The 19,723-nt window shown below is 65.1% G+C and carries 16 protein-coding genes; all 16 read left to right on the forward strand.

What is annotated here, in order from left to right; translation table 11 throughout:
* Window positions 1-148: 148 nt before the first annotated feature.
* A complete protein-coding gene (locus D7006_RS01535) occupies window positions 149-2,401 on the forward strand; it encodes a bifunctional diguanylate cyclase/phosphodiesterase (RefSeq protein WP_237355301.1) in 2,253 nt (750 codons plus the stop codon).
* Between the two features lie 346 nt (window positions 2,402-2,747).
* A complete protein-coding gene (gene nifA / locus D7006_RS01540; RefSeq protein ID WP_237355302.1) occupies window positions 2,748-4,526 on the forward strand; it encodes a nif-specific transcriptional activator NifA in 1,779 nt (592 codons plus the stop codon).
* Between the two features lie 287 nt (window positions 4,527-4,813).
* Entirely contained in the window at window positions 4,814-5,008 is a 195-nt protein-coding gene (locus D7006_RS01545) for a 4Fe-4S binding protein (RefSeq protein ID WP_029555939.1), read from the forward strand.
* A 240-nt stretch (window positions 5,009-5,248) separates the two neighbouring features.
* Window positions 5,249-6,733 (forward strand): Fe-S cluster assembly protein SufB, encoded by a 1,485-nt coding sequence (sufB, locus tag D7006_RS01550; protein WP_024281077.1) that lies wholly within the window; start codon window positions 5,249-5,251, stop codon window positions 6,731-6,733.
* A 65-nt stretch (window positions 6,734-6,798) separates the two neighbouring features.
* Window positions 6,799-7,560 (forward strand): Fe-S cluster assembly ATPase SufC, encoded by a 762-nt coding sequence (gene sufC, locus D7006_RS01555; protein ID WP_029555938.1) that lies wholly within the window; start codon window positions 6,799-6,801, stop codon window positions 7,558-7,560.
* Window positions 7,560-8,903, forward strand: coding sequence for a Fe-S cluster assembly protein SufD (sufD, locus tag D7006_RS01560; protein ID WP_237355303.1), 1,344 nt, complete (start codon window positions 7,560-7,562; stop codon window positions 8,901-8,903). The genes sufC and sufD overlap by 1 nt, the downstream gene beginning before the upstream one ends.
* Before the next feature lie 4 nt (window positions 8,904-8,907).
* Window positions 8,908-10,173, forward strand: coding sequence for a cysteine desulfurase (locus D7006_RS01565; protein ID WP_237355304.1), 1,266 nt, complete (start codon window positions 8,908-8,910; stop codon window positions 10,171-10,173).
* 467 nt (window positions 10,174-10,640) lie between these two features.
* A complete protein-coding gene (gene nifH / locus D7006_RS01570) occupies window positions 10,641-11,525 on the forward strand; it encodes a nitrogenase iron protein (RefSeq protein WP_029555901.1) in 885 nt (294 codons plus the stop codon).
* 85 nt (window positions 11,526-11,610) lie between these two features.
* Window positions 11,611-13,116 carry a nitrogenase molybdenum-iron protein alpha chain gene (nifD, locus tag D7006_RS01575; protein ID WP_169124976.1) on the forward strand — a complete coding sequence of 502 codons (1,506 nt, stop codon included), beginning with the start codon at window positions 11,611-11,613 and terminating at the stop codon, window positions 13,114-13,116.
* Between the two features lie 98 nt (window positions 13,117-13,214).
* Window positions 13,215-14,774 (forward strand): nitrogenase molybdenum-iron protein subunit beta, encoded by a 1,560-nt coding sequence (gene nifK, locus D7006_RS01580; protein ID WP_169124975.1) that lies wholly within the window; start codon window positions 13,215-13,217, stop codon window positions 14,772-14,774.
* Between the two features lie 132 nt (window positions 14,775-14,906).
* On the forward strand, window positions 14,907-16,802 hold the full coding sequence (gene nifE, locus D7006_RS01585) for a nitrogenase iron-molybdenum cofactor biosynthesis protein NifE (protein ID WP_237355305.1): 1,896 nt from the start codon (window positions 14,907-14,909) through the stop codon (window positions 16,800-16,802).
* 9 nt (window positions 16,803-16,811) lie between these two features.
* Entirely contained in the window at window positions 16,812-18,251 is a 1,440-nt protein-coding gene (gene nifN, locus D7006_RS01590; RefSeq protein ID WP_237355306.1) for a nitrogenase iron-molybdenum cofactor biosynthesis protein NifN, read from the forward strand.
* A 40-nt stretch (window positions 18,252-18,291) separates the two neighbouring features.
* Entirely contained in the window at window positions 18,292-18,687 is a 396-nt protein-coding gene (gene nifX / locus D7006_RS01595; RefSeq protein WP_169124972.1) for a nitrogen fixation protein NifX, read from the forward strand.
* A gap of 9 nt (window positions 18,688-18,696) precedes the next feature.
* A complete protein-coding gene (locus D7006_RS01600) occupies window positions 18,697-19,167 on the forward strand; it encodes a NifX-associated nitrogen fixation protein (protein ID WP_169124971.1) in 471 nt (156 codons plus the stop codon).
* Between the two features lie 19 nt (window positions 19,168-19,186).
* On the forward strand, window positions 19,187-19,387 hold the full coding sequence (locus D7006_RS01605) for a CCE_0567 family metalloprotein (RefSeq protein ID WP_029555930.1): 201 nt from the start codon (window positions 19,187-19,189) through the stop codon (window positions 19,385-19,387).
* A 22-nt stretch (window positions 19,388-19,409) separates the two neighbouring features.
* Window positions 19,410-19,706, forward strand: a complete 297-nt coding sequence (gene fdxB / locus D7006_RS01610; protein WP_169124970.1) for a ferredoxin III, nif-specific — start codon at window positions 19,410-19,412, stop codon at window positions 19,704-19,706.
* Window positions 19,707-19,723 lie beyond the last annotated feature (17 nt).

Raw genomic sequence — 19,723 nt, forward strand, 5'->3', positions numbered from 1 at the left:
CAGGGCGGGAATGACCATTAGAATCCGTCTCATGAGAGGTATCACGGGGCAGGTCGGGAACTCTGATGGGCTCGGAGGCGCTGAGGACGTTCGTCTCAGCGCGTTCGGCGGCGAATTCGTCGACAAGGCCACGGAGCAGCGGTTCCGTGTGGCCTGCCTGGAAGAGGCGCGGCGGCACGGGCGTTTCCTTTTCGCCGCCTCGGTCATCCTGAATGCCCTGTTCCTGATGAGCGACTGGCGATTCGCCGGGACTGCCCATTTCGTGGTGGCGGTGAGCGCGCGCTTCGCGGTGGTCGCGCTGTCGCTGCTCTGCCTGGTGGCGGTCCAGATCGCGACCACGCCCGGGCGTATGACCGCCATCTATCTCGTCTGGCTCTGGGGCATATCGGCGGCCATCGCGGTGCTGGTGAGTTCGCACAGCGACCTTGCCCTGTTCGTGGTGATGCTGCTGCCCACGGTCTTCTATCTGGCCGTCCCCATACCCTTCGGCTGGCTGGTCTCGGGAGGCTTCGGGGCGAGCGCCCTGTTGCTCTACGGCTATCTCGACCGGTCGGCGGGCTGGCAGGTGGGGGTGGGCCTCGCCCTCGCGGTCGCCGTGCTCAACACCATGCTGGCGCTCATCGCCGCCCGCGCCAACCGCACGGAGCGGCGCTTCTGGTCGGTGGTGCGGGCTGAGCGGGAGGCCAACGAGAAGCTGCGCGCCAGCGAGGACATCCTGGAGAACACCTTCCAGGCCGTGCCGATTCCGCTGGTCGTGGCGCGGCTGGAGGACGGCCGGCACATCAAGTCCAACGAGGCCGCGCGCCGCTTCTATGGCGGGACGCTCGATCTGCCCGATGCCGGGGGCCTGTGCGAGGCGAGCCTCGGCGGGGAGGGGGGCCTGTCGCTTCGCGATCGCCTGCGCCGCGACGGCATCGCCACCGAGTTCGAGACCACGGTGACGCTCGCCGACGGCGAGGAGCGGCAGGTCGTGATGGCGGCCGCGGTGACGCGCTCCGGCCCCTCGCCCAATCTCGTCGCCGCTTTGGTTGATGTCACCGACCGCCGCGCCGCCGAGCGCCGGGCCCGCTATGCGGCCAGCCACGATGCCCTCACCGGCCTGCCCAACCGCTCCGCCTTCCACGAGGGGCTGGAAGCCGCGCTGGCCCGTCGGAAGCCGGGGCAGGGCATCTGCGTGCTGCTCCTGGATCTCGACGGACTCAAGGACGTCAATGACACCCTGGGCCACGATGCCGGCGACGCCGTGCTGATGGAGACGGCGCACCGGCTCGATGCCCTCGTCGACCAGCCGGCCCTCATCGCCCGGCTCGGCGGCGACGAATTCGTCTGCGCCATCGAGGGGCCGGACCCCATTGGGCTCGGCCGGCGTGTCGCCCAGAGCATTCTCGCCGAGCTGCGTCGGCCGCTGCTGCATGCCGGCCGCCACTTTTCCACCCGCGCGAGCGTTGGCATCGCCGTGTGTCCCGAGCACGATTGCTCGTATGGCGAGCTGATGAAGGACGCCGACCTCGCCCTCTATGCCGCCAAGCAGCAGGGCCGCAACCGCGTGGTCGTCTACGCGCCGGCCATGCGCCAGGCGGTGCTGGAGCGGGTGGCGCTGAACCGGGCGATGATCGGCGCCCTCGCCGACGACGAGATCGTGCCTTACTACCAGCCCAAGGTGTCGCTCGTGACCGGGCAGCTCGCCGGGGTGGAGGCGCTGGTGCGCTGGCGGCGCTCGCCGCACAGCATCCTCTCGCCCTCGGCCTTCGAGGCGGCGCTGTCGGATCCCGAACTCGCGGTGCTGATCGGCGAACGCATGGTCCGCCGGGTGGCGAGCGACGTGCGCGGCTGGATCGAGCTCGGCTACGACTGCGGCCGCGTCGCCATCAATCTCGCGCCCGCCCAGTTCACCAACCGCGACCTCGCGCCCACTTTGCTGCGCCAGTTCCACGCCGCGGGCGTGGAGCCGTCGCATTTCGACGTGGAGATCACCGAGACCGTCTTCCTCGGCCGCAGCTCCGACCACGTGGCGCCGATTCTCGACGAACTGAACCGCGCGGGCGTGCGGGTGGCCCTCGACGATTTCGGCACGGGCTATGCCGGCCTCATCCACCTCAAGCAATTGCCCATCGACACCATCAAGATCGACCAGAGCTTCGTGAAGGACATCGAACGCGATGCCTTCGACACCGCCATCGTCTGCGCGGTGATCGAGCTCGGCCGCAAGCTCGGCATGCGGGTGGTGGCGGAGGGGCTGGAGACGGCGGGACAGGCCCGGTTCCTGCGCGACAATGGCTGCGAGCTGGCGCAGGGATTCCTCTTCTTCCGCCCCCTGGCCGCACCGGAGATGACGGACCTGCTGCGGGCCGAGCGCCCGGACACCGCCGCCGCGCGCCTCGCTTTGTTCGAGGCGAACTGAACGCGCCGGCGAACGGAAGGGAACGCCGTACCCGCGTCCTCTTCGCTGCACTGCGAAAGGCAGTGTGCGGAAAGTTGCGGCAAGAAGAGTCGGGATGATTTCGCAGCGCGAAATCTTTTTGCCGGCGAGACGGCCAATTCGTCCCTTCTCTGACAAGCGGATGCCCAACTCACGCCGGAAATGGCCAAGTTGTCGCAGCAAAGACGACAATTGGTCAGCAGGTGCTCAAACAAGCATCAAATCTTGCCCTCACCTTGGGCACGACATGAGAATGAAACTAAATCAAAGTGTCGCTAATCAGACAAAAATGGGTGGGGACGGTGCCTGGGGTGATGGAGAGAGCACCATGGTTCAGCAGGAAGCGTTGCAAATCGAGCGCGAGCAGCCTCGATCTCATGTGCCCCTCGTTTCACTGAGCGACGTGGCTCTGACCGGGATCTACGAGATCTCGAAGATTCTGACGGCCCCGAATCGTCTCGAAACCACGCTGTCGAGCGTGGTTAATCTTCTGTCGTCCTTCATGCAGATGCGCCATGGCGTGATTTCGCTGCTCGAAGACGACGGCATTCCCGACATCACTGTCGGCGGCGGCTGGAACGAAGGCACCGATGCGCGCTACCGCGCGCGCCTGCCGGAGAAGGCCATCGGACAGGTGATCGCGACCGCCGTGCCGCTGATCGCCGAGAATGTCGCCTCCCATCCCGCTTTCAGCGAGGCGGACGCGCAGGCGCTCGGCGCCAGCGAAGACTCGCGCGTGTCCTTCATCGGCGTGCCGATCCGCGTGGCGTCCCGGGTCATCGGCACGCTCACCATCGACCGCGTGTGGGACGGCCGCTCCGTGTTCCGGCTCGATTCCGACGTGCGCTTCCTCACCATGGTGGCGAACCTCATCGGCCAGACGGTTCAGCTCCATCGCGTCGTCTCGCGCGACCGCGAGCGGCTGATGGCGGAAAGCGGACGCCTGCAGAAGGAGCTGTCGGAGCTGAAGCCGACAAGCGCCGGCCGCGAGCGCAAGCGCGTCTATGTGGACGGCATCATCGGTGACAGCCGCGAGATCCGCGGGCTGCTCGACAAGATCATGATCGTCGCCAAGTCCCATTCGCCGGTGCTGCTGCGCGGGGAATCGGGCACCGGCAAGGAGCTGATCGCCAAAGCCATCCACGAGCTCTCGCCCCGCGCCAAGGGGCCGTTCATCAAGCTCAACTGCGCCGCTTTGCCCGAATCCGTTCTGGAATCCGAGCTGTTCGGCCACGAGAAGGGGGCCTTCACCGGCGCCGTCGGGGCGCGCAAGGGCCGCTTCGAGCTCGCCGACAAGGGCACGCTCTTCCTGGACGAGATCGGCGAGATCTCCCCCTCCTTCCAGGCGAAGCTGCTGCGCGTGCTGCAGGAGCAGGAATTCGAGCGGGTCGGCGGCAGCCACACGCTGAAGGTGAACGTGCGCGTCGTCGCCGCCACCAATAAGAACCTCGAAGAGGCGGTGGCCAAGAACGAGTTCCGCGCTGACCTCTATTACCGCATCAGCGTCATCCCGGTGATCGTGCCCTCCCTGCGCGACCGGCGCGGCGACATCCCGCTCCTGGCCAACGAGTTCCTCGACCGCTTCAATCGCGAGAACGGCCGCGACCTGCACTTCAATCAGGACGCCATGGACGTGCTGATGGGCTGCGGTTTCCCCGGCAATGTGCGCGAGCTGGAGAATTGCGTGCAGCGGACCGCCACCCTCGCGCAGGGCGGCTCCATCGTCGGCGACGACTTCGCCTGTCGTCATAACGAATGCCTGTCGGCGCTGCTGTGGCGCAGCCCGGCGGACGCGCCGCAGACGCGCCGGCCTATGGAAATCCCCCTGCCGGTGATGCCGCCCTTGTCCGCCATCAGCGGCGAGGCGGCCAACTCCAACACGGTGCCGCGCCTGCCGCCGCTGACCGTGCCGGTTCCCACACCCGCCCCCGCCGTGCCCGTGCGAGCCACGGTCCTGGACGAGGAAATGTCCGAGCGCGAGCGCCTGGTGGACGCTATGGAGCGGGCCGGCTGGGTTCAGGCCAAGGCCGCGCGACTGCTCGGCCTCACGCCCCGCCAGATCGGCTACGCCCTCAAGAAGCACGACATCGAGATCAAGCGCTTCTGATCGGCCCCGGCCGCCGTCTTTACACCTTTGGACCTTGAACCGAAACAAGCCCTCTCCGCCCTGCGGGGAGGGCTTTTTCGTGCCGGTTGGAAGCGGCCGCCGATCAGGCCCGGCGCCCTGGACACGGACGCGCGCGCTGTCGCACTTGCGACACCTTGTCGGGTGAACGACAGCGGCCCGCGAGTCTGACCCGTAAGAATAACAATTAAAAATCAAGCTCTTGCCCGATGGCACGGTGCTTGAAAGAGGGTCTGCGCCTGCCAATCTGCACAGTGCGGAGCTAGCCCATGGCCTACAAGATCGTCGCGTCCCAGTGCACCGTCTGCGGTGCCTGTGAGTTCGAGTGCCCGAATGCTGCCATCAGCCTCAAGCGGGACATGTATGTGATCGACCCCAAGAAGTGCACGGAGTGCGAAGGGCATTTCGACAAGCCCCAGTGCGCCGTGGTCTGCCCGGTGGAGAATACCTGCGTCCCGGCATGACACCCGGCGGCGCCCGCCGTTTGCAGGCCTGGGGCCGTGCCTGAGGGTGCGGCGGGAGGGCCCGCTCCGGCGGCGCCGCGGTGGGGATGCCGGCCCGATCGGCTCCGCACGGACCCATCCTTGCTGGTCCCGGCGGGCATTCCCTCCACCGAATACGAGATCGGGGCCGTCCGGGCTCCGCTCCCAACCCCCCGCGCGCGGCGCCCGGCGCCGCAGCCTGACAGTTGAACGGAGGACCAGATGGCGGCCGTACAGGACACAGTCGAACAGGTTCGCTCCATCGACGTCGACCAGTACAAATACGGATTCGAGACCAATATCGAATCCGAGAAGGCGCCGAAGGGGCTCTCCGAAGAGGTGATCCGCTTCATCTCGGCCAAGAAGGAAGAGCCGGAGTGGATGCTGCAGTGGCGCCTCGACGCCTACGCCCGCTGGCTCACCATGCAGGAGCCGGAGTGGGCGCGCGTCAGCTACCCGCAGATCGACTTCCAGGACCTCTATTATTATTCGCAGCCCAAGAAGTTCAAGGCGCCGAAGTCGCTGGACGAGGTCGATCCGGAAATCCTGAAGACTTATGAAAAGCTCGGAATTCCGCTGCGCGAGCAGGTGATTCTCGCTGGCGTCGAGATCCCCGAGGGCGAGCGGCCGAAGATCGCCGTGGACGCGGTGTTCGACAGCGTCTCCGTGGCCACCACCTTCAAGGAGGAGCTGAAGGCCGCGGGCGTGATCTTCATGCCCATCTCCGAGGCCCTGCGCGAGCATCCAGATCTGGTGAAGCAGTATCTGGGCAGCGTGGTGCCGGCGACCGACAATTATTATGCGACGTTGAACCAGGCGGTGTTCTCGGACGGCTCGTTCGTCTACATCCCGCCGGGCGTGCGCTGCCCGATGGAACTGAGCACCTACTTCCGTATCAACGAGAAGAATACGGGACAGTTCGAGCGCACCCTCATCATCGCCGACAAGGGCTCCTACGTCTCCTATCTCGAAGGCTGCACCGCGCCCATGCGCGACGAGAACCAGCTGCACGCCGCCGTAGTGGAGCTGGTCGCCCTCGATGACGCCGAGATCAAGTATTCCACCGTCCAGAACTGGTACCCCGGCGATGCCGAGGGCAAGGGCGGCATCTACAATTTCGTGACCAAGCGCGGCGACTGCCGCGGCAAGAATTCCAAGATCTCCTGGACCCAGGTGGAAACCGGCTCGGCCATCACCTGGAAGTATCCGAGCTGCGTGCTGCGCGGCGAGGGCTCTTCCGGCGAGTTCTACTCCATCGCCATTTCAAACGGCCGCCAGCAGGTGGATTCCGGCACCAAGATGATCCATCTCGGCAAGAACACCACGAGCCGGATCATCTCCAAGGGCATCTCGGCCGGCAAGTCCAACAACACCTATCGCGGCCTCGTCTCGGCCCACCGCAAGGCGGCCGGGGCGCGCAACTTCACCAATTGTGACTCGCTCCTCATCGGCGACCTCTGCGGCGCACACACCGTGCCGTATATCGAGGCGAAAAACCCTACGGCGCAGTTCGAGCACGAGGCGACCACCTCGAAGATCTCGGAAGACATGCTGTTCTACTGCATGCAGCGCGGCCTCTCTCAGGAGGATGCCGTCGCGCTCGTGGTGAACGGCTTCGTCCGGGACGTGCTCCAGCAGCTTCCCATGGAGTTCGCCGTCGAGGCGCAGAAGCTCATCTCCATCAGCCTGGAAGGCAGCGTCGGCTGACGACGCCTTCCCTTCCTTGTGTTCAGGTCGCGTCGCCGGGCAACAATAACCAAAGGATCTTCACCATGGCTCCCCTTCTCGAAATCAAGGACCTCCATGCCGAGATCGCTGGGGGGCGCAAGATCATCAACGGGATGAACCTCACCATCAATCCCGGTGAGGTGCATGCCATCATGGGGCCGAACGGCGCCGGCAAGTCCACCCTCTCCTATGTCCTCTCCGGCAAGCCGGGCTACGAGATCACCGGCGGCGAGGTCATCTTCCGGGGCGTGAACCTGCTCGATCTGTCGCCCGACGAGCGTGCAGCGCAGGGCCTGTTCCTCTGCTTCCAGTATCCGCTGGAAATCCCCGGCGTCTCCAACATGGCGTTCCTGCACACGGCGGTGAACAGCCAGCGCAAGAAGCGCGGCGAGGTGGAGCTGACCTCGCCCGAACTGGTGCGCAAGGTGCGCGAGCTGGGCAAGACGCTTGGCATCGACGCCGACATGCTCAAGCGCCCGGTGAACGTGGGCTTCTCCGGCGGCGAGAAGAAGCGCAACGAGACCCTGCAGATGATGCTGCTGGAGCCCTATTTCTGCGTGCTGGACGAGGCGGATTCGGGCCTCGACATCGACGCGCTCAAGGTGGTCTCCAACGGCGTCAACGCGCTGCGCTCGCCGGAGCGTTCCATGCTGGTGATCACCCACTACCAGCGCCTGCTCGATTACATCGTGCCGGACGTGGTGCATGTGTTCAACGCCGGCCGCATCGTCCACACCGGCGGCAAGGAGCTGGCACTGGAACTCGAGGCCACCGGCTACGCCCAGTACCAGAGCGAGGCCGCGTGATGGCTTCCCCAGCTCCGGCAATCGTCCGCCCCACGAAGACCGGCGCCGAACTGGCGCTGGCCGAGACCTTCGCCGCCGTGCGCGCCAGCTTGCCCGGCGGTCCCGACGTGGCGGCCCAGCGTACTGCGGCCTTCGACACCTTCGCCGATGCGGGCCTGCCGCATCGGCGGGTCGAAAGCTGGAAATACACCGACCTGCGCGCCCTGATGCGCGATGCCAAGCCCCTCGCGCCGCTGCCGGACGCGGATGCCAAGGCGAAGGCCGTGGCCGCCGGAAGCCTGTTCTCGACGCTCGGCTTCCGCCGCCTCGTGGTGGTGAACGGCACCTTCGTGCCGGAGCTGTCGGACCTTTCGGATCTGGAGCCCGGCGTCACCATCGCCTCCATGGCGGATGCGCTGGCCGATCCGGCGGGCCTTCCCGCAAGCTACCTCGGCCGCACCGTTGCCTCGCCGGATGCCGTGCTCGCCCTCAACACCGCGCTCATGGGCGACGGCGTGGTGGTCCACGTTGCCGCCGGCGCGTCGATCCCGCGGCCGGTGGAACTGGTGTTCGTGACCACGGCCGAGACCCCGGTGGCCGCCTTCACGCGCTCGCTGGTGGTGGTGGAAGACGGCGCGAGCCTCTCCCTCGTCGAGAGTCACGAAGGACCTGCTGGCATCGCCTATCAGGTCAATACGGCGCTGGAGCTGGTGGTGGGCGCGGGCGCGACGTTCGAGCGCGTCAAGGTGACAACCGAAGGCAGCGACGCCGTGCATCTCGCCACGATGCTGGCGAAGGTGGGTGCCGACGCGCGCTTCTCCAACACCTTCTTCACCACCGGCGGCGCCGTGGTGCGCAACCAGCTTCTGCTGCATCTGGCGGGTGAGAATGTGAAGGCCCACATGGGCGGCGTGAGCCTGCTCGCGGGCAAGCAGCACGCCGACACCATGCTGTCGGTGGATCATGCGGCGCCGGCCGGCGAGAGCCGGGAATCCTTCCGCGCCGTGCTGGACGGCGCGTCGCAGGACATCTTCCAGGGCAAGATCGCCGTGCGCCAGGCGGCGCAGAAGACCGACGCCCGCATGCTCAGCCGCGCGCTGCTGCTGACCGAAACGGCGGAATCCTGCAACAAGCCGGAGCTGGAGATCTTCGCCGACGACGTGCAGTGCGGCCACGGCTGCACCACCGGCACGCTCGACCAGCAGATCAAGTTCTATCTCATGGCCCGCGGCATTCCCGCCAAGGAGGCCGAGGCGCTGCTCATCCAGGCCTTCGTCGGCGAGGTGATCGACGCCATCGGCGAGGACGGCATCCGCACCGCCCTCGCCGAGGCGACGCGCGCCTGGTTGTTGGGTCGGGAGTGAACCAATGACCGTCCCTCAGTCGGCCGCCCTTCACCCTGCGGTCTCGAACGGTTCCTACGATGTGATGCGCGTGCGCGAGGATTTTCCGATCCTCGACCTCAAGGTCAACGGCAAGCCGCTCGTCTATCTCGACAACGGCGCCTCGGCGCAGAAGCCGAAGGCGGTGCTCGACCGCATCCAGCAGGTCTACACGTCCGAATATGCCAACGTGCATCGTGGCCTGCACTATCTCGCCAATGCCGCGACCGAGGCCTATGAGGGCGGCCGCCACGCGGTGCAGCGCTTCCTCAACGCCGCGCGGCCGGAAGAGATCATCTTCACCCGCAGCGCCACGGAGGCGATCAACCTCGTGGCCGCCACCTTCGGCAAGGCCCGGATCAAGGAGGGCGACGAGATCGTCCTCTCCATCATGGAGCACCACGCCAATATCGTGCCGTGGCACTTCCTGCGGGAGAACCAGGGCGCGGTGCTGAAGTGGGCGCCGGTGGACGACGAGGGCAACTTCCTCCTCGACGAGTTCGAGAAGCTGCTCACGGACCGCACCAAGCTGGTGGCCATCACCCAGATGTCCAACGTGCTGGGCACCACCGTCCCGGTGAAGGAGGTGGTGAAGATCGCCCACGCGCGCGGCATTCCCGTGCTGGTGGACGGCTCCCAGGGCGCGGTCCACCTCGATGTGGACGTGCAGGACATCGACTGCGACTTCTACATCATCACCGGCCACAAGCTGTATGGCCCCACGGGCATCGGCGCGCTCTACGGCAAGTATGAGCATCTCGAGGCCATGCCGCCCTTCAACGGCGGCGGCGAGATGATCCGGGTGGTCCGGCAGGATTCCGTTACCTATGGCGACCCGCCCCACCGCTTCGAGGCCGGCACGCCGGCCATCGTGCAGGCCGCGGGGCTAGGTGCCGCGCTGGACTACATCCAGTCCATCGGCAAGGCGCGCATCCGTGCCCACGAGAACGAGCTGTGCCGCTATGCGCAGGAGCGGCTGGGCGAGCTGAACTCGGTGCGCATCATCGGCACGGCCAAGGAGAAGGGCGCCATCATCTCGTTCGAGATCGCCGGCGCCCATGCCCATGACTTCGCGACGCTCATCGACAATGACGGCATCGCGGTGCGTGCCGGCACCCATTGCGCCATGCCGCTCCTGGAGCGGTTCGGCGTCGCGGCCACCTGCCGCGCCTCGTTCGGCCTCTACAACACCCGCGAGGAAGTGGACCGCTTCGTCGCGGCGCTGAGCAAGGCGCAGGACCTGATCGGCTGAGGCCGGCGCCGTCGGGCGCAGGGCCTCCGCTTCACGGACAGCAACGGGTCGGCTTCGCCGGCCCGTTTTGCGTTGGGGGAGGCTCTCGTCGAGGGGCAAGGTCGAAAATGCGACATGCGGCCGGGAACGGCGATTGTCGGCTTTCGACAGGAGTGTGGGCGGGGCCGGCAGTGTCCTGTTTCAAACAGCCCTAAACTGGCATGTCGGCCGCCGAAACACCTGTGTCGGGTTCTGAACATGCCTGTATGACGTCAGCAACATGTTGATTTTAATAAATAAAATCTCCCAAAAATCGCTGGCATAGACGTTGCTAGATCACTGTCAGGCGCCAGGCTGCTGGCTGGTGGGCTCCGGAAGGGCCCCGTCCGCATCCGCGCCGGAGTGCAACGTCCCCGGGTCCGTCTGCGTGCCCCGCAGCGGTCCGGAGACCACCGAATCCTCGTTTGAAGGTTTCGAAGGAGAGCAAGATGGCTTCGCTGCGACAGATCGCGTTTTACGGCAAGGGTGGCATCGGCAAGTCCACCACGTCCCAGAACACGCTTGCGGCCCTGACCGAGCTTGGTCAGCGCATCCTCATCGTGGGCTGCGACCCGAAGGCGGACTCGACCCGCCTGATCCTGCACGCCAAGGCGCAGGACACCATCCTTTCGCTGGCCGCGAACGCGGGTTCGGTGGAAGACCTCGAGCTCGAGGACGTGATGAAGGTCGGCTACAACGACATCCGCTGCGTGGAGTCGGGTGGCCCGGAGCCGGGCGTCGGCTGCGCCGGCCGTGGCGTGATCACCTCGATCAACTTCCTTGAGGAGAACGGCGCCTACGAGGACATCGACTACGTGTCCTACGACGTGCTGGGCGACGTGGTGTGCGGCGGCTTCGCGATGCCGATCCGCGAGAACAAGGCTCAGGAAATCTACATCGTCATGTCCGGCGAGATGATGGCCATGTATGCGGCCAACAACATCTCCAAGGGCATCCTGAAGTATGCGAACTCCGGCGGCGTGCGCCTGGGCGGCCTGGTGTGCAACGAGCGCCAGACCGACAAGGAGTACGAGCTGGCGGAGTCCCTGGCGAAGAAGCTCGGCACGCAGCTGATCTACTTCGTGCCGCGCGACAACATCGTGCAGCACGCCGAGCTGCGCCGCATGACGGTGATCGAGTATGCGCCGGATTCCGCGCAGGCTCAGCACTACCGCAACCTCGCCACCAAGGTGCATGGCAACTCGGGCAACGGCATCATCCCGACCCCGATCACCATGGACGAGCTGGAAGACCTGCTCATGGAGCACGGCATCATGAAGGCCGTGGACGAGAGCCAGATCGGCAAGACCGCCGCCGAACTCGCCGTCGGCTGAAGCCGTCGCGTCGAGTGACACGGGGCCGGCCTCAATTGCGGGGCCGGCCTGCCAAACGGCAACCCAACGAGAGCGAGATTGCGAAATGAGCTTGGCCCAACCGCAAAGCGTTGCTGAAATCAAGGCGCGGAACAAGGAACTCATCGCGGAAGTCCTCAAGGTTTATCCCGAGAAGACCGCGAAGCGCCGCGCGAAGCACCTCAACGTCCACGAGTCCGGCAAGTCTGACTGCGGCGTGAAGTCGAACATCAAGTCCATCCCGGGCGTGATGACGATCCGCGGCTGCGCCTACGCCGGCTCCAAGGGCGTGGTGTGGGGTCCGATCAAGGACATGATCCACATCTCCCACGGCCCCGTGGGCTGCGGCCAGTACAGCTGGGCCGCCCGCCGCAACTACTATATCGGCACGACCGGCATCGACACCTTCGTGACGATGCAGTTCACCTCGGACTTCCAGGAAAAGGACATCGTCTTCGGCGGCGACAAGAAGCTTGCCAAGATCATGGACGAAATCCAGGAGCTGTTCCCGCTCAACAACGGCATCACCGTCCAGTCCGAGTGCCCGATCGGCCTCATCGGCGACGACATCGAGGCCGTGTCCAAGGCGAAGTCCAAGGAATACGACGGCAAGACCATCGTTCCGGTCCGCTGCGAAGGTTTCCGCGGCGTGTCGCAGTCCCTCGGCCACCACATCGCCAACGACGCGGTGCGTGACTGGGTGTTCGACAAGCTGGACCCGAACAAGGCGCCTCCGTTCGAGCCGTCGCCCTACGACGTCGCGATCATCGGCGACTACAACATCGGCGGCGATGCCTGGTCGTCCCGTATCCTCCTCGAGGAAATGGGCCTGCGCGTGATCGCCCAGTGGTCGGGCGACGGCTCGCTCGCCGAGCTCGAGAACACCCCCCGGGCGAAGCTGAACGTCCTGCACTGCTACCGCTCCATGAACTACATCTCCCGCCACATGGAAGAGAAGTTCGGGATCCCGTGGTGCGAGTACAACTTCTTCGGCCCCTCCAAGATCGCGGAGTCGCTGCGCAAGATCGCCGCTTACTTCGACGACAAGATCAAGGAAGGCGCCGAGCGCGTCATCGCCAAGTACGCGCCCCTCATGGACGCGGTGATCGCCAAGTATCGTCCGCGCCTCGAAGGCAAGACGGTCATGCTGTACGTGGGCGGCCTGCGTCCCCGTCACGTGATCGGGGCCTATGAGGACCTCGGCATGGAAGTGGTGGGCACGGGTTACGAGTTCGCCCACAACGACGACTATCAGCGCACCGCCCAGCACTACGTCAAGGATGGCACGCTCATCTATGACGACGTGACCGGCTACGAGTTCGAGAAGTTCGTCGAGAAGGTCCAGCCGGACCTGGTCGGCTCGGGCATCAAGGAAAAGTACGTCTTCCAGAAGATGGGCGTGCCGTTCCGCCAGATGCACTCCTGGGACTATTCCGGCCCGTACCACGGCTACGATGGCTTCGCCATCTTCGCCCGCGACATGGACATGGCCATCAATTCCCCCGTCTGGAAGATGACCAAGGCCCCGTGGAAGCAGGCTCCCGGCCAGGCGGGGCTGCTCGCCGCCGAGTGAGGCGGATTTTCGAGCGCCTGAACCAGAAGCCCCTCCCTTCGCGGGGAGGGGCACCCGGGACGGGCTCCCATATTTGACCCACATATTAGGGGTTCGAGATGCCACAGAATGCAGACAACGTGCTCGATCACTTCGAGCTGTTCCGCGGTCCCGAGTACCAGCAGATGCTGGCCAACAAGAAGAAGATGTTCGAGAACCCCCGCGATCCCGCCGAAGTCGAGCGCATTCGCGAGTGGGCCAAGACTCCCGAGTACAAGGAAAAGAACTTCGCCCGCGAGGCCCTGACGGTGAACCCGGCCAAGGCCTGCCAGCCGCTCGGCGCGGTGTTCGTGGCTGTCGGCTTCGAGCACACGATCCCGTTCGTGCACGGCTCCCAGGGCTGCGTCGCCTACTACCGTTCGCACCTGTCCCGTCACTTCAAGGAGCCCAGCTCCTGCGTGTCGTCTTCCATGACGGAAGATGCGGCGGTGTTCGGCGGCCTCAACAACATGATTGACGGCCTCGCCAACACCTACAACATGTACAAGCCCAAGATGATCGCGGTCTCCACCACCTGCATGGCGGAAGTGATCGGCGACGACCTGAACGCCTTCATCAAGACGGCGAAGGAAAAGGGCTCGGTCCCGCAGGAATACGACGTGCCCTTCGCGCACACCCCGGCCTTCGTCGGCAGCCATGTCACCGGCTACGACAACGCCATCAAGGGCGTGCTGGAGCACTTCTGGGACGGCAAGGCCGGCACCGCCCCCAAGCTGGTTCGCGAGCCGAACGAGAAGATCAACTTCATCGGCGGCTTCGATGGCTACACCGTCGGCAACCTGCGTGAAGTCAAGCGCATCTTCGGCCTGATGGGCGTGGACTACACCATCCTCGGCGACAATTCGGAAGTGTTCGACACGCCGACCGACGGCGAGTTCCGCATGTATGACGGCGGCACCACCCTGGAAGAGGCGGCCAACGCCGTCCACGCCAAGGCCACCATCTCCATGCAGGAATACTGCACCGAGAAGACCCTGCCGTTCATCGCCAACCACGGCCAGGAAGTCGTCGCCTTCAACCACCCCGTGGGCGTGAAGGGCACCGACGAATTCCTGATGGCGATCGCGCGGATCTCCGGCAAGGAAATCCCGGAAGAGCTCGCCAAGGAGCGCGGCCGCCTCGTCGACGCCATCGCCGACTCGAACGCCCACATCCACGGCAAGAAGTTCGCCATCTACGGCGATCCCGACCTCTGCCTGGGTCTCGCCAGCTTCCTGCTGGAACTCGGCGCCGAGCCCACCCACGTCCTTGCCACCAACGGCAACCAGAAGTGGGCGGACAAGGTCCAGAAGCTGTTCGATAGCTCGCCGTTCGGCCAGAACTGCAACGTCTATCCCGGCCGTGACCTCTGGCACATGCGCTCCCTGCTCTTCACCGAGCCGGTGGACTTCCTGATCGGCAACACCTACGGCAAGTATCTCGAGCGCGACACGGGCACCCCGCTGATCCGCATCGGCTTCCCGGTGTTCGACCGTCACCACCACCACCGTCGTCCGGTGTGGGGCTATCAGGGCGGCATGAACGTCCTGATCACCATCCTCGACAAGATCTTCGACACCATCGATCAGAACACGATCGTGCCCGCGAAGACCGACTATTCGTTCGACATCATCCGTTGATCGCATAGGTGAAATGTTCGATCCGGCCCGGGGCCCCGCCCGGGCCGGCCCGACAGGGAGAGTGAAGTCCGCCCCCGATGTGATGTTCGCGCCCGCGATCTTTGCACAGCCCGTCCGCCGAAGGAGAGATCCATGAGCTCGGTTTCCGCCACGATCCAGCAAGTGTTCAACGAGCCCGGCTGCGCGAAGAACCAGAACAAATCGGAAGCGGAAAAGAAGAAGGGGTGCACCAAGCAGCTCCAGCCCGGCGGCGCCGCCGGCGGCTGCGCCTTTGACGGCGCCAAGATCGCCCTTCAGCCGCTGACCGATGTCGCGCACCTGGTGCATGGCCCCATTGCCTGCGAGGGCAACAGCTGGGACAACCGCGGCGCGCGCTCCTCCGGCTCGCAGATCTGGCGCACTGGCTTCACCACCGACATCAACGAGACGGACGTGGTGTTCGGCGGCGAGAAGCGCCTGTTCAAGTCCATCAAGGAAATCATCGAGAAGTACAATCCGCCGGCCGTCTTCGTCTACCAGACATGCGTCCCCGCCATGATCGGCGACGACATCGACGCGGTCTGCAAGGCGGCGAAGGAGAAGTTCGGCACGCCGGTGATCCCGATCAATTCGCCCGGCTTCGTGGGCCCGAAGAACCTCGGTAACAAGCTGGCCGGCGAGGCCATCCTCGAGCATGTCATCGGCACCGAGGAGCCGGAATACACCACGCCCTACGACATCAACATCATCGGCGAATACAATCTTTCCGGCGAGCTGTGGCAGGTGAAGCCGCTGCTCGACGAGCTGGGCATCCGCATCCTCGCCTGCATCTCCGGCGACGGCCGCTACAAGGATGTGGCCTCCTCGCACCGCGCCAAGGCGGCGATGATGGTCTGCTCGAAGGCCATGATCAACGTGGCCCGCAAGATGGAGGAGCGCTACGACATCCCCTTCTTCGAAGGCTCCTTCTACGGCATCCAGGATTCCTCGGATTCGCTCCGCGAGATCGCCCGCATGCTCATCGAGCGCGGCGCCGATCCCGAGCTGATGGACCGCACCGAGGCGCTCATCGAGCGCGAGGAGGCGAAGGCTTGGGCGGCGATCGCCAAATTCAAGGATCGCTTCAAGGACAAGAAGGTTCTGCTCATCACCGGCGGCGTGAAGTCCTGGTCGGTGGTCGCGGCGCTGCAGGAAGCCGGCCTCGAGCTGGTCGGCACCTCCGTGAAGAAGTCCACCAAGGAGGACAAGGAGCGCATCAAGGAGCTCATGGGGCAGGACGCCCACATGATCGACGACATGACGCCCCGCGAAATGTACAAGATGCTGAAGGACGCGAAGGCGGACATCATGCTCTCGGGCGGCCGCTCGCAGTTCATCGCGCTCAAGGCCGCCATGCCCTGGCTCGACATCAACCAGGAGCGCCACCACGCCTATATGGGCTATATCGGCATGGTGAAGCTCGTGGAGGAGATCGACAAGGCGCTCTACAATCCCATCTGGGAGCAGGTGCGCAAGCCCGCCCCGTGGGACAACCCGGCCAACAACTGGCAGAACCGCGCCATCGCCCAGATGGAAGCCGAGGCCGCCGCCCTCGCCGCCGATCCGGTCGCCGCCGAGAAGGCTCGCCGCGCCAAGAAGATCTGCAACTGCAAGAGCGTGGACCTCGGCACCATCGAGGACGCCATCACGGCGCACAGCCTCACCACGGTCGAGGGCGTGAAGACCCACACCAACGCCTCCGGCGGCTGCGGCGCCTGCTCGGGCCGCATCGAGGACATCTTCGAGGCGCTCGGTGTCGCGGAGCCCGCGCCGGCTGATCCGGTGCTGGCCGAGGCCGCGCGCCGCGCCAAGAAGGTCTGCAACTGCAAGAGCGTCACCGTCGGCACCATCGAGGATGCGGTCGCCGCCGGCGCCTCCAACCTCGCCGAGGTGACCGCCCGCACTGAGGCCGGTTCCGGCTGCGGCAAGTGCGGTGAGCGCATCGAGGACATGCTGGACGAACTCGTCGCCCCGCTCGGCACACCGGCCGCTCTCGTGGCCGCCGAATAGGAGGGCGCGATGGCCAAGTTCGTCCAGGCGAAGAAGAGCTGCGCGGTCAACCCGCTGAAGATGAGCCAGCCCATCGGCGGCGCGCTCGCCTTCATGGGCCTTCGGGGCGCCATGCCGCTGCTGCACGGTTCGCAGGGCTGCACCTCATTCGGCCTCGTGCTGTTCGTGCGGCACTTCAAGGAGGCCATCCCGCTTCAGACCACGGCCATGAGCGAGGTGGCCACCGTGCTCGGCGGCTACGACAATGTCGAGCAGGCCATCCTCAATATCTACAATCGCACCAAGCCCGAGATCATCGGCATCTGCTCCACCGGCGTCACCGAGACCAAGGGCGACGACGTGGACGGCTACATCAAGCTGATACGCGAGAAGTATCCGCAGCTCGCCGACTTCCCGCTGGTCTATGTCTCGACCCCCGATTTCAAGGACGCCTTCCAGGACGGATGGGAGAAGACGGTCGCCAAGATCGTCGAGGTGCTGGTGAAGAAGCCCGAGCCGGACGCGCCCAAGAACCCCAAGCGCGTCAACGTGCTGCCCGGCTGCCACCTGCAGCCTGGCGACCTCGATGAGCTGCGCTGCATCCTGGAGGATTTCGGCCTTGAGCCGTCCTTCCTCCCGGACCTCGCCGGCTCGCTCGACGGACACATTCCCGACGACTTCACGCCCACCACCATCGGCGGTATCGGTGTGGATGAGGTCGCCACCATGGGCGAGGCGACCTGGACCATCGCCATCGGCAGCCAGATGAAGACGGCGGCCGAGGCGATGCAGAGGAAGACGGGCACGCCCTACCGGCTGTTCGAGCGCCTCTGCGGGCTCGGTCCGAACGACGAGTTCTTCATGTTTCTGAGCGAGATCTCGGGCCGCGAGGTGCCGCGCCGCTATCGCCGCCAGCGGGGCCAGCTGGTGGATGCCATGCTGGATGCGCACTTCCATCTCGGCGGTCGCAAGCTGGCCATCGGCGCGGAGCCGGATCTCCTGTTCGATGTCGCCTCGGCTTTGCACGAGATGGGCACGCACATCACCGCCGCCGTCACCACCACCCAGTCGCCGGTGTTCGAGAAGCTGCCCTGCGACGAGGTGCTGCTGGGCGATCTCGAGGATCTGGAGACGCTGGCGAAGGAGCGCGGCTGCGACCTGCTGCTCACCCATTCCCATGGGCGCCAGGCGGCGGACCGGCTGAACATTCCCTTCTATCGCATCGGAATTCCCATGTTCGATCGCATCGGCTCCGGCCACAAGATGACGGTCGGCTATCGCGGCACGCGCGACCTCATGTTCACGCTGGCCAATATGTGCATCGCCGACCACGAGCAGAACCACGACGCGACCCCCGACACGTGGAAGAACCCGTGGGACGGCGATGGCCACGGCCATGGCACTACCCATGTTGCCACCCCTGCCGGCGCGCCCGATCTCGGACCCGCACCCAGCACCGCCCACCACTGAAGTCCGCAAGGACCGAGACCGCGAGAGAGGCGAGCCTTCCATGAAAGTCGCATTCGCAACCCAGGATCTCAAAAGGGTCGATGCCCATTTCGGCTGGGCGAAGAACATTGCCATCTACGAGGTCGGCCCGGAGGGCCATCATTTCATCGAGGCCATCGAATTCGACGGCGACCTGAAGGAAGACGGCAACGAGGACAAGCTGGCGCCGAAGATCGATGCGATCAAGGATTGCACCATCCTCTATGTGGCCGCCATCGGCGGCTCCGGCGCCGCCCGCGTGGTCGCGAACAACATTCATCCCATGAAGGTCAGCCAGCCCGAGGAGATCTCCGATCTCATCGGCAAGCTGGAAGTCGTCCTTCAGGGCAACCCACCCCCGTGGCTGCGCAAGGTCATGTCGAAGGGCCAAGAGCGCACGTTCGATTTCGACGAGTGAGGGATAGTCATGGCCGAAGCAGCGCAAGTCATCGAGCCGACAGAGGCCGCTGACTCCCCGTTCATCAAGGAACTCATCAAGGTCTGGCGCGCCCAGGACACCCACGGCGCGTGGGAAGGCAAGGCCGATCTCGATCTGATCGCGCCCTACATCGTCGACAAGGAGGCGCGCCGCGCGCTCCCGCTCATCGGCGATCCCGACCCGGAGACCATCTGGCGCCTGGAGCTGTTCTTCAATGCGATCTGCCTGATGATCGAGAAGGAGACGCGGGTGATGATCTCGCCCATGCTCAAGATGAGCCATGAAGGCTTCGGCCGCATGGTGCTCATCGGCGGCCGGCTGATCGTCGTCAACAAGCAGCTGCGCGACGTGCACCGCTTCGGCTTCGACAATCTTGCGAAGCTCGCCGAAGAGGGCACCAAGTTCGTCCAGCAGGGCGTGGAGATGATCACCAAGTTCCCCGAAGTGGCGAAATACTGACCAGACCCAAGGTGCACCCATGAGCGACGTGGACGAACTCAAGGCCGAGATCAAGAAGCTGTCCGCCAAGGCGACACAGTCCAAAATGGACCTCCACGATCTGTCCGAAGAACTCCCGATCAACTGGGAGCAGATCATGGTTGTGGCCAAGAAGGCGCACGACGCCTTTGCCGAGCTTGAGAAGAAGCGCGCGGACTTGAAGGGACTCGAGGCCGCCTAACATTTTGGAAGGCGATTTTCAGATGTCTAACGAAACCAGGGATGGTCGAGCCTGGCAGCCAGACTACCTGCTCGACATCGACAAGGACAAGTGCATCGGCTGTGGCCGCTGCTACAAGGTCTGCGGCCGCGACGTCATGACCCTCAAGGGCATCAACGAGGACGGCGACATCGTCTCCCTCGATGATGACGAGGACGATGAGGTCGAGAAGAAGGTGATGGTGATGAACGACATGGGCGCCTGCATCGGTTGCGGTGCGTGCGCGCGTGTCTGCCCCGCCAATTGCCAGATCCACGGCCTGGAGAAGGCCGCCGCCTGAGGCGGCTGCGCCCGAGC

The organism is Xanthobacter sp. YC-JY1, from assembly GCF_021730305.1.
In the GTDB taxonomy this organism is placed as follows: domain Bacteria; phylum Pseudomonadota; class Alphaproteobacteria; order Rhizobiales; family Xanthobacteraceae; genus Xanthobacter; species Xanthobacter flavus.

Excerpts from the sequence above, each read along its gene's own strand:
- nifA (WP_237355302.1), top strand. The coding sequence starts at position 2,748 with ATGGTTCAGCAGGAAGCGTTGCAAATCGAGCGCGAGCAGCCTCGATCT.
- nifE (WP_237355305.1), top strand. The coding sequence starts at position 14,907 with ATGAGCTCGGTTTCCGCCACGATCCAGCAAGTGTTCAACGAGCCCGGC.
- D7006_RS01600 (WP_169124971.1), top strand. The coding sequence starts at position 18,697 with ATGGCCGAAGCAGCGCAAGTCATCGAGCCGACAGAGGCCGCTGACTCC.
- sufD (WP_237355303.1), top strand. The coding sequence starts at position 7,560 with ATGGCTTCCCCAGCTCCGGCAATCGTCCGCCCCACGAAGACCGGCGCC.
- nifK (WP_169124975.1), top strand. The coding sequence starts at position 13,215 with ATGCCACAGAATGCAGACAACGTGCTCGATCACTTCGAGCTGTTCCGC.
- nifN (WP_237355306.1), top strand. The coding sequence starts at position 16,812 with ATGGCCAAGTTCGTCCAGGCGAAGAAGAGCTGCGCGGTCAACCCGCTG.
- nifD (WP_169124976.1), top strand. The coding sequence starts at position 11,611 with ATGAGCTTGGCCCAACCGCAAAGCGTTGCTGAAATCAAGGCGCGGAAC.
- nifH (WP_029555901.1), top strand. The coding sequence starts at position 10,641 with ATGGCTTCGCTGCGACAGATCGCGTTTTACGGCAAGGGTGGCATCGGC.
- D7006_RS01605 (WP_029555930.1), top strand. The coding sequence starts at position 19,187 with ATGAGCGACGTGGACGAACTCAAGGCCGAGATCAAGAAGCTGTCCGCC.
- D7006_RS01545 (WP_029555939.1), top strand. The coding sequence starts at position 4,814 with ATGGCCTACAAGATCGTCGCGTCCCAGTGCACCGTCTGCGGTGCCTGT.
- sufC (WP_029555938.1), top strand. The coding sequence starts at position 6,799 with ATGGCTCCCCTTCTCGAAATCAAGGACCTCCATGCCGAGATCGCTGGG.
- nifX (WP_169124972.1), top strand. The coding sequence starts at position 18,292 with ATGAAAGTCGCATTCGCAACCCAGGATCTCAAAAGGGTCGATGCCCAT.
- fdxB (WP_169124970.1), top strand. The coding sequence starts at position 19,410 with ATGTCTAACGAAACCAGGGATGGTCGAGCCTGGCAGCCAGACTACCTG.
- sufB (WP_024281077.1), top strand. The coding sequence starts at position 5,249 with ATGGCGGCCGTACAGGACACAGTCGAACAGGTTCGCTCCATCGACGTC.
- D7006_RS01565 (WP_237355304.1), top strand. The coding sequence starts at position 8,908 with ATGACCGTCCCTCAGTCGGCCGCCCTTCACCCTGCGGTCTCGAACGGT.